The following is a 12,909-nucleotide window of genomic DNA, read 5'->3' on the forward strand; positions in this document are numbered from 1 at the left end:
CTGATTCCCTCCCTTACTGTGAGAGCCAGCTGGCTAGCAGCCGGTCTCTATCCTCAAACTGAACTGCCATGCTTTCAAACAGTGATTGTATGCTTTCGAGATCTCTCATGGTTTTCTGCAGACTTGAAAGCGCACGGTCCAGATTCGCATCCTCATAGAACATCGGAAGCCCTCCACTTTGGGACAGTGACAAGTCACGGATCGCTTCCCTCACGTCCGCCTGTGACAGGAGATGAAACTCTCCCGAAAGCTTTGCGTCAAAGTGGCTGATGACATCCTGGACAGCTTCATTATGTACCTGTTCAAACTGAACCACTTTCATCTCAAACGCCTTCATCTCTTCCACCTTCTGCCCGATCATGTCTGCCATATCCCTGACAGATGACAGATCAAGCTTGATTGATCCGCTGCCGTCTGATGAAAGGGGTGTCCCATAGACAAACTCCTCTTTATTCCGGTTATAGAGATACGGCGTATTTTGCGAAGGATCTGTATTAATGGCGTTTCCGTTTTCATCAAATTTAAAGTTTTGTTCGTTTAGGCCGTGTGTCCCGTCTTCCATAACAGCTGTATCCGTTAAATAGCCAATTGTGCCTCCCAAAAAACCCGGCAAGCCAAACTTCCATGCAAAATTGCCATTATCCGTACGAAGCTGCCGGTCAAGCATTGGATTATGCGTATAATAGGTTGTTCCACCATGACGCTCATATTCAGTAGACCACCCCGCACCTACAGCATCGTATGGATCAACGAGGTTAATAGCCGTTTTTTCAAATTCTCCGCTGTAGATTCTTTCTTTCATTTCGTCCGTATATAGATTCATAATCGACGGACCGTTAAATCCGTACGAAAAGACTCCGTTATGAATCCCGGCATATTCAGCTTCGGCTTCTCCAAGGGAATGGCCAGTAGCAGATATAGTGGAATCTTTATACTCTGCCTTCACCTCAGCAACAAGCTTATTGGACTGCTCGAACGCTGTATCCTTTTTTACAAGCTCATACTGGCCGTTTATCAGCAGGGCTTCCTGACCTGGGCTTCCCGTATACTTAACCAGAGTTTCAGTTCCTTTTTCCTTCAAATACAAGGTAGGAACCTTCGGATCCGCTCCCATTACCACATGTTTTCCATCAGATGTAAGCACATCGGTCGCTACCTGGTTCGTATCCGTCCCGGCAAAGCCGACCACAACATTTTCAGGAGTTTCACTCTTGATCCACTCTCCATTTACTTTTTCTCCCTGCGAAAAAACAAATGCATCAAGACCTGTGTGCGGATCTCTTTCTACTCGTTCTACAAACCAATACTCATCCGTATGAGCGTTTACCTTAATCTTTATAGGAACTTCAAGTTCATGGGCTTTCTCCAAACGCTCATAATTGTAAGTATTTGAAGAAATGGAATAATAGGTTTGTTCGGTAAGATTTGGAATATTTATTTCCTGTTTCATATACAACACCTTCTTATTTTTGTAAAATAAATAACAGAGAGGAGAATGAATGTGAAAAACAACAAATTCATCACCTTTAGTTTGATTACTTTAATCGTGTTAGGAGCTGTTCTGATGGGCTGCAACAATAGTACAAATGAACAATCGGAAAAAGAAGCAGAATTAGAAGAGGCAAAAAAAATTACAGAGAAACATATTAAAGAGAATTATAAAGACATTGACACCGTTACTTTTACAGAAAACAAAACCAATCCAATGGGCATTTTAGTTTTAGAAGGCTACATAAACAATGATAAAGAAAAAACTTTTTCACTTGACTACGACTACGGACAAAAAGACGTAATCGGAGGACTTGTACTTGCAGATATAAAATAGAGATGGATCAAACTTCATTACTATATAATGAAGTTTTTTTATTTACTATAACTCACAAAATTGTCTTTTAAAGTCTATATCCCAAGTCACACAAGTTAAAACCACTTATTTCCATATACATTAAATGATTATAGGTATTTCCTCAGGTTTAGAAAAATTCAACAATTTTTATTATTCAAATCCAACATTAGCGGTAAAAAATGAGAAATGCTATTAGAATAAGCTTTCCAAGCCTGCTCGAACATCTAGTTCTTTTCTAACGGTTTATAAGTGATGAATACGTCTGCTTCTATGTTAAATTAAGGAAACTAATAATTAAACCCTGCAAATATCACTTTCTATTCTCAGGGTAAAAAGACCTATTAATCAGATAATTTTAATGTTACTGTCAACATAAACAATACCCCGTTTATTCATACAGTCCCCTTCAGCACATAATCCCCTCAAATAAATACAACCTAAACGGAAGGCTACTTAAAGACGGAGGTCTACTATCAGTGAAAAAATTAGCTGTCCTGCTAATCCTTTCTCTCGCTTTCATACTATTACCAAGTGCAATCCCCATTTCAGCAGCGCCACCCGAAACGGCGATGCGGCTGATGACCTACAACGTCCGGTATCTGAACAGCTCCGATCCTTCTCCTCATACATGGGCAGAGAGGCTCCCTTCCATCGTGAAGCTGATTCAAAAGGAAAAGCCGGATATCATTGGTACGCAGGAAGCTGTGTATGAGCAAATCCAGGACATTGATGCATCTTTGCCTGAGTACAAATGGGTTGGGATTGGAAGGGAAGGCGGAAGCAGCGGGGAATATACAGCCATCTTCTACAGAACTGACCGGTATGAACTGCTTGAGTACAATTTCTTCTGGCTGTCGGATACTCCTGAGACGGTTGGATCTAAGAATTGGGGTAATGTCATTTCGAGGATGGCGACGTGGGCGAAATTCTCAGACCGAAAAACAAATCAGTCCTTCTACGTTGTAAATACTCATTTCGACCATGTCTCGGCAGAAGCCAGGGAAAAAAGCGCCGGATTGATTCTGGAGAAGATCAAAAACTTCGATCCCGCTCTTCCCGTTCTGCTGACCGGAGATTTCAATGCAGCTCCAAACAGCCCACCTTATCAAATATTGACACGGGTAGGTGCATTCAAGGATTCATGGAAAACGGCAGCTGTGCGTGTTAATGAAGATCTCGGAACCTTCAACCGCTTCAGCGACCCAACAGGCGAGGGTCCAAAGCGCCGTATTGACTGGATTTTGACCAAGGGGAATGTTCTTGCTGACACTGTGAAAATTGTGAATGATTATGAAAACGGGCAGTTTCCAAGTGATCATTTTCCGGTTGTGGCGGATATAAAAATATGGTTTAGAGTAATTGATTAACGGTTTGATGACATGGGCTCTGCCTCCCTGAAGAAAGCTTCCGCCCAATATCTAAAAAACCTGCGCGCGTGTAAAGCCAAAAAAAGAACGCCACAATGTGACGTTCTTTTATCTTGGATAATACCCGCATTCCCGGACATTAACCGAATCTGCCGGTAATATAATCTTCTGTTCTTTTATCCTTTGGTACAGAAAAGATTTTATCGGTTTCATCACTCTCAACAATTTCTCCATTAAGGAAAAATGCGGTCTTATCAGACACCCTTGCAGCCTGCTGCATGTTATGTGTGACAATTACGATGGTGTAGTCTTTTTTCATGTTCGCGATCAGTTCTTCTACTTTTAAAGTTGAGATTGGGTCTAATGCAGACGTCGGCTCGTCCATTAAAATAATGTCCGGCTTCATGGCAATTGCACGCGCTATGCAAATACGCTGCTGCTGACCTCCTGACAGTCCAAGTGCCGAGGTTTTTAAGCGATCCTTGACTTCATCCCAGATAGCTGCACCCCGCAGGCTTTCTTCAACAATCCCGTTCAATGTTTTCTTATTTTTAATTCCCTGCATCCTCGGGCCGTACGCCACATTATCGTAAATACTCATAGGAAACAGGTTTGCTTTTTGAAACACCATGCCTACTTTTGTTCTAAGTTTGATGACATCGTTCGATTGATAGATATTTTCCCCATCAATAAAAATGTCTCCGCTCAGCTTGACACCGTCAATTAAATCATTCATTCGGTTTAAAGTACGCAAAAACGTCGACTTTCCGCAGCCTGAAGGACCAATTAGGGCTGTGACCTCTTTTTCCTGAATATCCATTGAAACAGTATACAGAGCCTGTTTTTCTCCGTAGAACAGATTTAAGTCTCTTACACTGATTTTCGGTTTCTTTCCGGCTGCCTGTTTCGTCTCTGAATCAGTGTGAACGTTGTTGGGTTTAGTAATTGTGTTTTTCATCATCAAACACCTCTTTTAATAGTCAGCTTTGTTAAACTTTTTTGATATAGCCGTCGCCGAAAGGTTTAAAACCAGTATGATGACGATCAGGACGATCCCTACTGCAGCGGCAAGCTCGATGTCTCCTGCTTCCTGCGTAACCAGATAGGAATGAACAGTCAATGTTCTTGCAGAAGAGAATATACTCTCTGGTATGGCTGCAACCGTTCCAGCAGTCAAAAAGATGGCAGCTGATTCGCCGACGATCCTTCCAATGGAAAGAATAATCCCAGCCAATATTCCAGGTATTGCACTTGGCAGTATCACCTTATATAATGTCTGCAGCTTCGTCGTTCCCAGGGCAAGAGACCCTTCACGGTAAGAACGAGGCACTGTTTTTAATGATTCTTCTGTTGTTCTGATAATGACAGGCAAAATGATAATGGTCAATGTCAGAGAGGCAGCGATAATTGACATGCCTAACTTCAGCGTAGTGACAAAGAATACCGCTCCAAACAATCCATAAATAATAGAGGGAATTCCGGTTAAACTTTCCGTTGCAAATCGAATCAGCCTGACAAGCCGGCCTTGTTTGGCATATTCCTGTAAGTACACAGCCGCCAGTATACCAATCGGAGTTGCAATGGCCAACGAGATGACAATTGTATAAATAGTCGTCACAATCATCGGCCAAATGCCGCCTTCACCTGATGGAGAATAATCGCTGAAAATAAAATCAATTGTAATTAGCCGGTAACCTTTATAAAATATATATCCAACAATCGTGACGAGAACGGCAACTGTTAAGAAAGCTGAAAACCAAAGAAGTCCGCGCAGTATAGTATCTTTAATCTTTCTCAACTTAATTACCGCCTTTCGAACTGATTTTTGCCAGGACAAAATTCAGCAATAAGATAAAGGAGAAAAGCACGATTCCAGTTGCAAACAGCATTTCCTGATGTGTCCCAGCTGCATAGCCCATTTCCAGCGCAATATTTGTCGTTAATGGACGTACACTGTCTGTGAGGCTTGTCGGGATAATCAGACTGTTTCCTGCCACTAAAATGACAGCCATTGTCTCACCGATTGCCCTGCCCATGCCCAGCACAATTGCGGTCATAAGTCCCGATTTGGCTGCAGGCACAATCACTTTGAAAATCGTTCCAATTTGAGATGCGCCTAATGCCAGCGAACCTTCTCGATACGTTTTAGGAACAGCTCTCAGCGCAGTCTCTGATACTGTAACAACGGTAGGCAGCATCATGATTGCCAGGACAAGAATAACAGCCAGTAAATTTTGCCCCTTTGGCAGATCCAAATTTGTCTGTAAAAAAGGGACAATAACAGCCAGTCCGAAAACGCCATATAAGACAGACGGAATACCTGCAAGCAGCTGAACAGCAGGCGAAACAACTTTTGCTAAGCTCTTTGGCGCAATTTCAGCTAAGAAAATCGCCGTAAATAATGCCACAGGAACTCCTATAATCAAAGCCCCTGCAGTAGCAAAGATTGATGCCACAATCATCGGGAAAATTCCAAATTTGTCTTCACTTGGCACCCAATCCACTCCGAAAAGGAAGTTAACAAAGCTGTATCCCTCTGCTATAAATGGATGGAATCCTTTGTAAAAGACAAATCCAATGATTAAAACTAAACTTATTACAGAGAGAAGGGCACAAAAGAGAAAGATTCTCCCTGATAATTTTTCAAGCATATATTTCCTTTTATTTGATTTTTGAATTTCATTGGTTTGTTTTTCTGTAGACGGGCTTGACATTCATCATTCCTCCATGATTGCTTTCACGATGGCGTGAATTATACCATTGGTTATTTTAAAGGGATAACTCCTGCTTCAGATGCAATTTTTTGTCCTTCAGGACCTAAGATATAATCAATAAATTCCTGTCCATTGTCACTTAAACTCTCATCCTTGAAGACAAACAAGAATGGGCGGGATAAGCTGTATTTCTGCTGCAGAACATTATCCGCTGTAGGCTCCACACCATTAATCTTCATAGTGGAAACAGATTCATCAATGTATTCAAATGAAACAAATCCCACTGCGTGTTTGTTAGTGGCAACAGTTGTTTTGATGTTGCCGTTTCCGCTTGCTACAATAGAACTTCTGACTAACTCTCCGGAAGAATAGCCAACGATTTCCTGGAAGGCATCACGGGATCCTGAGCCATCCTCTCTTGAAACAACGACGATTTCCATATCATCTCCGCCAAGCTCGCTCCAGTTTGTAATCTCACCCGTGAAAATCTGTTTAACCTGGTCCATTGTAAGATTTTTCACTTTGTTGCTTGGATGAGTAACAACGACAATACCATCATAAGCGATGATGCTCTCGCTTAAGCCATTCTTTTTTTCGTCCTCTTTCAAATCACGGGAGGACATCCCAATCTCTGACACTCCATTTGTAGCGTTTGTTATTCCGGCTGAAGACCCTATTTGATTCACTTCTATATTTATGTCACTTTTTTCTTCAAATTTATCTGCTAATTTTTCCGCTAAAGGTCCAACAGATGTTGATCCTGAAATGGATAGAGTATATTTATTACCGTTTGAGGATTCTTCACCAGCGCCTCCGCATGCCGATAAAATGACGGTCAGGGAAAGCACTAGTAATCCTATCGCTGTATTTCTTTTAAAGTTCATTTCTAAACCTCCAAGATAATCTATTGGCAACCTCTATAGATTAAATCCAGAATGTAAATAAACAATTAAGCCATTGTAAAGGTTTTGTAAATTCATTAATTAGACGTAAATACCATGTAAATAATGTTAGAAATTACCTTTACATTCGCTCCTAAAGAAGCTTTCTTTAAAAGAATCGCTTCTTTACAAATTAATTGCACAATAAAAAAACATGTCTTCATTGAAAACATGCTCTTTCTTCCAATAAGTGTATTCAACTTACTCGCCTGTAAAAACTAACGAGAATGTATGGTTCACGGCAGCTGGTCATTTATCTAAAAAGGCAATTTGACTCTGATCTGATTCACAGATTGACAAACTACATCATACATTTCCTTCATTCCGACCTCTGATGCTTCAAAAGAATATGCATTGGCGCTTCTAATCCCAATATACTCAGCTTCTTTTGCAACATCTATGTTCGCTCCCATAAAGATGAATTCCCAGCTGTATTTTTCCTGCTGATGCTTGATGAGTTCATGGACTTTATCATATGAGAATTCTTTACTGGCATTTTCCTGTCCATCCGTTGTAATAACAAAAATCACTTTGCCGGGACGCTGTTCTTCTGAAGTCTTCGAAAGTCTGCGGCCCACATCGGTAATTGTTTTACCAATGGCATCTAAAAGGGCAGTCAGTCCTCTGACATAGTAGTCTTCTACAGTCAGTTTTACGGATTTTGCATCTTCTCCCTTCCAGAGCACTTCATATTCATCATCAAATAAAACAGTGGTCAGCACTGTATCTCCTTCAAGCCTGCACTGATTTTCAATAAAAGAATTGAACCCTCCAATAACATCCTGTTCAAGTCCGCCCATGGATCCGCTGCGGTCCAGCAAAAACACAATTTCAGTTAACTTATGATTCATGTTCATCAGCCTCCATACATATTCATGGTATAATCTTAACAAGAAATATCCATATTATGGTCGCTTTGAAAGCGACAATTGGAGGCGGTCAGTTGCTTAATCAAACCTTTATAGATGAACTGAAAGACTACATAGATAACGCATTATTTTCTTCAGATTTTATTTGCTATTCACCGGCATCAGAAAATATTCTGGTGTATTCTCCTGAAATCATTTCTCAGGATATCGAAGATTACATCGGCAATAACCGCCAGCCTGTTCTAAACCAGATATTATTTGACCTGATTGATAAACGTGGCCTCACTGATGCACAAGTGTACAATAGGGCGGGATTAGACAGAAAGCTGTTTTCAAAAATAAGAACAAACTCTTCCTATAAGCCTAAGAAAAATACGCTTGTATCCATTGCATTCGCATTGAAGTTAAGTGAAGATGAGTTTGACAGCTTCTTAGAAACCGCTGGTTATTCACTCTCAAACAGCGACACACAAGATCTTATCATTAAGTTCTTTCTTAAGGAAAAAAGATATGATGTCGATGAACTAAACGAAGCATTTGACAGGTTCATCCCTAAAAAGCAACAAGGTGAAAGTCCGCGGGTAAACAATAATTAATAAGCTTGGTATTACTACAATCAAACACGATATTGAGCACGTAAAATCGGACATTGCTTATTTACCCCGGTAAGTTCACCTGAAATAAACTAAAAAACATCTACTTACCAGCCTCAAGGGCTTTCTAATGTTTACTTGTATGCCTCACAAGTAATCAAGACTAGTAAAGATAAGAATGACACCCACTATGCACATGATCCAAGAAAGAGCCGATCCAGATTGAGCAGCTATCTTCAAGTGCAGCCGTTCAAGACTTTTTTGCATGCTGCGCCCAAGAAGAAAAGATAACATATACAGCAAAAGAGAAGGCATCACCATAATAAAATTGTAACCGGCTAAAACAGGAGACCATTCCGTCCACGGCAGATTAGAAGCGGTCATAATGCCGATCGCAGTAAAATAAGGGAATGCGGTGCCTGCTTCTGCGATTGAGGCAGTGAGTCCCAGGGCTGCAGCCGATCGGACACCAGCGGATACTGAATAGGACGGGACTGAATGTTTTCTTGCCGGCACATAAAAACTTGCGATGAACAGACAGACTCCAGTTAGAAAGACTGTCCAGCTAACAAAGCGAATTTGAAAAAAACCAGAGATAATGTCAGCCAGAAAACCTAACCCCAGCATCAGAAAGACTCCAACAGTAAAATAAAACCCGGCAACTGTCAGCAAAAAAACCATTAGCCGTTTGGCAAGCCCCTCTTTGTTTCCAAGCAGCATATACACGGTTATCCCCAATGTAGCAGGACTTAATGTATCCAAAAGGGCAAGACCGCCAATGGCAAGAAGCATTTCACTATTCATCGCTCTGTCTTGACGAAGAGGCATTCTCATTTCGCACATAAATTTCATGTGCCCGTGTCATAAACTCGAGCAAATCGTCTTCAATCGGATACAGCCCCATCTTCTCTGACTGTTCTTGCGATATTCTTATTTTCCAAAGCTTATCTAAAAATTCGTTCTCGCCATCAAATTCTTCTATACGCTTTTCATCCATCCTTCTTATTATCGTTTGAACTTCAGGTGTATCTGGCCCATCCTTCATGCAGCGCTTCAACTGACCAATCAGCTTCATCCATTCCAGCGAATCCCCTTTTGCCATATTGGGAACCTTATTCAATAATTGGATTTCTTTCTCCCTGAATACAGATTCACGGTACTTCCTTTGTATCTTTTTGTCTCTGCTTGATACGTGCATAAGCTTTTGAACCGCAATCCATTCTTCCTCTCCTTCAACAGCCATTCCATGAATGAGCTCCCGCAGGGACTGTTCAACCTTCTTCAGGTTTTCGATTTCATTCAATACATAAGATAACTGGCTTTTTAAATGAACCGGCCAATTCCACTCATTTGAAGCGAGCATCTCCCGAATCTCATTTAATTGAAACCCTGCCTTTTTTAAAAATTGAATCTGCTGCAGTTTTTTGATTTCAGTGTTTGAATATAATCGATGACCTCCTTCCGTTTTGGACGCAGGCCTCAACAAACCGATCTTATCGTAGTGACGCAGCGTTCTGACTGTAACACCTGTTTTCTCCGCCACTTTGTTAATGTGCATCAAGCTGTATCCCCCCAATTCGTTTTAGGTAAGCTATTCTTCTTTACGAAAATACATTTTCAATAAAAACCCTGCACCCAGGCCAATCAGCGCTCCCGGAAACGCATTGTCCAGGATCAGCCCGATTCCAGCTCCTATAATGACACATCCATAAATGACAATATCCTCCTGTTTCATAAAAAAACCTCCCCGCTTCAAGCAGCATTGTTTTAAAGGGTGCATCACCAGCTGTTTATCAGTATATAAGATGACGCAGCGTCAACTTCAAGTTCCATTTGCAGAAAAAGCCTGACACGTTACCTTGGCCAGGCTTATTACTTTTCGCCTATTGGAGCTGAGCTTAAAATAGAGGTTGAAAATCTATTAATCTATATTTATAATTATGCATGTAAATGAATTTTAATAAAAGGAGACACTCATGAAAAAACAGATTTTTACTATACTCACTATTCTATTTCTGCTAATCTCATCTGCAGGCGCAGCTTCGGCTGTCACATATTCCCCGTCATTGGTACATAAAAAAGGCGCAATGGCTTATCAGCATACGAAATACCTGTCTGAAAAAATCGGCCAGCGAGTAATGGGCACTCCAGGTGAAACGGCAGCGAAAACGTATGTCCAGAAGCAATTCAAGCGCATGGGCTACAAGCCTGCTGAACAGTCTTTCACTTTCACAAGAAAAGGAAAAGACTTCTCATCTGCAAATGTTCTGGCTTATAAGCAAGGCAAATCAAGCAAGCAAATCATCGTCGGCGCGCACTATGATTCTGTTGCAACCGGCAAAGGAGCTGACGATAATGCATCCGGCGTCGGAGTCATGCTTGAAGTGGCAGAAGTTCTTAAAAAGAAAAAAACGCCATATTCCATTGTATTCGTTGCCTTCGGCGCTGAAGAAGGCGGATTAAACGGATCAAACCATTACGCGAAACAAATGACTGCAAAAGAAATAGAGAACACAATTGGCATGATCAACCTGGACAGCCTTGCTGCAGGCGACAAAATGTACGTCCACGGAAGCGCAGGCGAAGATGGCTTCATTCGTGACCAGGCAGTAAACATCTCTAAAAAGAAAAAACTCAACATTGGCATCAACACAGGATTAAATCCTGACTACCCTGCAGGCACAACAGGAGACTGGAGCGACCATGCACCATTCGATAAACTCGGCATTCCTTTCGCATACTTTGAATCTACCAACTGGGAAATCGGTGACCTTGACGGGTATGAGCAAACGGAAGAATACGGCGGGATCTGGCATACAGAAAACGACACTCTTGCCTTCATTGAAGAAGCATTTCCAGGCAGAACGGAAGAACGTCTATCCTCTTACAGCCAGGTGCTGACTGAGCTTTTGAAGCATATAGATAACCCAAGTTTATCAAACTAATAGAACTAAAAAAGAAAGGCCAATGCCTTTCTTTTTGTTTTGCCCGTATAACATTACATCTTCTCAGCAATCCTTTTAAGCTCCACTGCACGAGCAGCAATAAACTTCCTCATATACCTTTCCAGAAATAACAGATCTGCTATCTTTCCAAGAATACCAAAAGGAGATTCATAGGAAAAGGTATCCTTCATGATTGTCCCTGTGCCGCTTTCTTGGAATTCGTGCGTATGCGTGAATGAACGAAAAGTTCCCTTAACCATAACATCTGTAAATCGATAGGGCACTTCCATCTCAATAATCTTAGCTGTTAATCTCTGTCTCACTCCAAGATGAACAGCTTCCCAAGTGACTGAATCGCCGCGTTCCATCAAGCCGGTGGTAACACCGTCAACCGCTCTTTCCTGAGTTCTGCCTGTCGTTTCCATATGGACATCTACACTGCGTGCAAGGTCGAAACAAACTTCAATGGGCGCCCGGATATAAACTTTGTGTTTAATTGTTGGCATAGCAGGTACCTCTCATTTGTCGGATACACCAATTGTAAGCAACGGCTGACTAGTAGACAAGAAAGGTGATCTCAATTTTACATTTTATGCTAAAATGAATTGTATTTAACAGAAGTATACGGGGAGATGCAGAGAATGAAAGCAGTGGTACAATATGAGTTTGGAGATTCCAGTGTCCTTACATATTCAGATATTGAGGTACCCGAAATAGGAAAAAACGAAGTATTAATTAAAGCAGCTTATACAAGCGTTAATTATGCAGATATTAAAAAGCGGTTAGGAAATAAAGGAAGAGGGAGTTTTCCTCTGACACTTGGATTGGATATTGCCGGAACAATTGAAGAGACATCCGCTGCCTCATCTTTTTCCAAAGGAGATCGTGTAATAGCTTTTCCTAAAAACGGTTCGTATGCAGAGTTTGTTGCGGCAAATGAACAATTAGTTTTTAAAATTCCAGATACCCTATCATTCGAACAGGCTGCTGCAATGCCTACCGTATCTATTTTAAGCTTTATACTCTTATACGAAATTGGACAAGTACGCAAGACAGATGCCATTGTTATACACAGTGCAGCCGGCGGCGTAGGCTCTATGCTCGTACAACTTGCAAAGCTTGAGGGTGTTCAGAAGATTATCGGGACGGTTGGCAGTTTAGATAAAGAGAACTACGTAAAGAATTTGGGTGCAGATTTCGTGCACACCTACGAAACTTTTTCAGAGGAAGTGCTGGAACAGACAAATAATCTTGGTGCTAATGTTATCTTTGACTCCATTGCCGGCGAAGTCACAAGCCAAAGTTTGAAGTGTTTGGCATTATACGGCACTCTCGTGCAATTCGGCAACAGCAGCGGAAAACCTGGCAGCTTCAAAACAAGTGATGTTCACAGCAGCTGCAGAAACATTAAAGGATTCAGCCTGGGCACAACCAGAAAACACAATCCAGAAAGACTAGCGCCTGTGGCAGAAAGAGCTTTAAAATTATTTGCCTCAGGAAAAATAACCCTTCCTATCGCCGAAGTGTTTGATTTAAGTGAAGCGGCACAGGCTCATAGGTTAATTGAAAGCCGCAATTATGAAGGGAAAATATTAATCAAAATATAAGATGGTTGAGATGCTAGTTGCATAGGC

At 41.4% G+C, this 12,909-nt stretch carries 15 protein-coding genes; 5 read left to right on the plus strand and 10 right to left on the minus strand.

Features of this window, described 5'->3' with window-relative positions:
• Window positions 1-13: 13 nt before the first annotated feature.
• Window positions 14-1,450 carry an alpha/beta hydrolase family protein gene (locus ACTSEZ_RS16275; protein WP_369735292.1) on the minus strand — a complete coding sequence of 479 codons (1,437 nt, stop codon included), beginning with the start codon at window positions 1,448-1,450 and terminating at the stop codon, window positions 14-16.
• Window positions 1,451-1,501: 51 nt separating this feature from the next.
• On the opposite strand from ACTSEZ_RS16275, the gene ACTSEZ_RS16280 reads away from it, so the two are divergent.
• Window positions 1,502-1,825, plus strand: a complete 324-nt coding sequence (locus ACTSEZ_RS16280; protein ID WP_161781226.1) for a DUF1433 domain-containing protein — start codon at window positions 1,502-1,504, stop codon at window positions 1,823-1,825.
• A 497-nt stretch (window positions 1,826-2,322) separates the two neighbouring features.
• Complete coding sequence (locus ACTSEZ_RS16285) at window positions 2,323-3,213, plus strand: endonuclease/exonuclease/phosphatase family protein (RefSeq protein ID WP_369735294.1); 891 nt, start codon at window positions 2,323-2,325, stop codon at window positions 3,211-3,213.
• Between the two features lie 139 nt (window positions 3,214-3,352).
• On the opposite strand, the gene pstB is transcribed toward ACTSEZ_RS16285, so the two are convergent.
• The 5 genes from pstB to ACTSEZ_RS16310 form a co-directional block, all read right to left on the minus strand.
• Window positions 3,353-4,171 carry a phosphate ABC transporter ATP-binding protein PstB gene (pstB, locus tag ACTSEZ_RS16290; protein ID WP_369735296.1) on the minus strand — a complete coding sequence of 273 codons (819 nt, stop codon included), beginning with the start codon at window positions 4,169-4,171 and terminating at the stop codon, window positions 3,353-3,355.
• Window positions 4,172-4,186: 15 nt separating this feature from the next.
• Window positions 4,187-5,011, minus strand: a complete 825-nt coding sequence (pstA, locus tag ACTSEZ_RS16295; protein WP_369735297.1) for a phosphate ABC transporter permease PstA — start codon at window positions 5,009-5,011, stop codon at window positions 4,187-4,189.
• A gap of 1 nt (window position 5,012) precedes the next feature.
• On the minus strand, window positions 5,013-5,927 hold the full coding sequence (pstC, locus tag ACTSEZ_RS16300; RefSeq protein ID WP_369735298.1) for a phosphate ABC transporter permease subunit PstC: 915 nt from the start codon (window positions 5,925-5,927) through the stop codon (window positions 5,013-5,015).
• A gap of 50 nt (window positions 5,928-5,977) precedes the next feature.
• The gene (locus ACTSEZ_RS16305) at window positions 5,978-6,811 is read right to left on the minus strand and encodes a phosphate ABC transporter substrate-binding protein (RefSeq protein WP_369735300.1); all 834 of its coding nucleotides are present in this window, start codon (window positions 6,809-6,811) and stop codon (window positions 5,978-5,980) included.
• Window positions 6,812-7,125: 314 nt separating this feature from the next.
• Window positions 7,126-7,719: a vWA domain-containing protein gene (locus ACTSEZ_RS16310; RefSeq protein WP_369735302.1), complete on the minus strand. Its 594-nt coding sequence runs from the start codon at window positions 7,717-7,719 to the stop codon at window positions 7,126-7,128.
• Between the two features lie 92 nt (window positions 7,720-7,811).
• On the opposite strand from ACTSEZ_RS16310, the gene ACTSEZ_RS16315 reads away from it, so the two are divergent.
• Window positions 7,812-8,333, plus strand: coding sequence for a hypothetical protein (locus ACTSEZ_RS16315; RefSeq protein ID WP_369735304.1), 522 nt, complete (start codon window positions 7,812-7,814; stop codon window positions 8,331-8,333).
• A gap of 144 nt (window positions 8,334-8,477) precedes the next feature.
• On the opposite strand, the gene ACTSEZ_RS16320 is transcribed toward ACTSEZ_RS16315, so the two are convergent.
• The 3 genes from ACTSEZ_RS16320 to ACTSEZ_RS16330 are packed head-to-tail and all read right to left on the minus strand — an operon-like array spanning window position 8,478 to window position 10,065.
• Window positions 8,478-9,134, minus strand: coding sequence for a GAP family protein (locus tag ACTSEZ_RS16320; RefSeq protein WP_369735382.1), 657 nt, complete (start codon window positions 9,132-9,134; stop codon window positions 8,478-8,480).
• On the minus strand, window positions 9,127-9,891 hold the full coding sequence (locus ACTSEZ_RS16325) for a MerR family transcriptional regulator (protein ID WP_369735306.1): 765 nt from the start codon (window positions 9,889-9,891) through the stop codon (window positions 9,127-9,129). The genes ACTSEZ_RS16320 and ACTSEZ_RS16325 overlap by 8 nt, the downstream gene beginning before the upstream one ends.
• A 30-nt stretch (window positions 9,892-9,921) precedes the next feature.
• On the minus strand, window positions 9,922-10,065 hold the full coding sequence (locus ACTSEZ_RS16330) for a hypothetical protein (protein ID WP_029285569.1): 144 nt from the start codon (window positions 10,063-10,065) through the stop codon (window positions 9,922-9,924).
• Window positions 10,066-10,306: 241 nt separating this feature from the next.
• Between ACTSEZ_RS16330 and ACTSEZ_RS16335 the strand changes: the two genes are divergently transcribed.
• Entirely contained in the window at window positions 10,307-11,275 is a 969-nt protein-coding gene (locus tag ACTSEZ_RS16335) for a M20/M25/M40 family metallo-hydrolase (RefSeq protein WP_029285567.1), read from the plus strand.
• 53 nt (window positions 11,276-11,328) lie between these two features.
• On the opposite strand, the gene ACTSEZ_RS16340 is transcribed toward ACTSEZ_RS16335, so the two are convergent.
• Window positions 11,329-11,781, minus strand: a complete 453-nt coding sequence (locus ACTSEZ_RS16340; RefSeq protein WP_369735307.1) for an SRPBCC family protein — start codon at window positions 11,779-11,781, stop codon at window positions 11,329-11,331.
• A gap of 135 nt (window positions 11,782-11,916) precedes the next feature.
• Here ACTSEZ_RS16340 and ACTSEZ_RS16345 point away from each other — a divergent pair, with 135 nt between their 5' ends.
• Window positions 11,917-12,882, plus strand: coding sequence for a quinone oxidoreductase family protein (locus tag ACTSEZ_RS16345; protein WP_369735309.1), 966 nt, complete (start codon window positions 11,917-11,919; stop codon window positions 12,880-12,882).
• Window positions 12,883-12,909: the final 27 nt, after the last annotated feature.

It is taken from the genome of Metabacillus mesotrionivorans, assembly GCF_052171315.1.
Lineage (GTDB): Bacteria > Bacillota > Bacilli > Bacillales > Bacillaceae > Bacillus_P.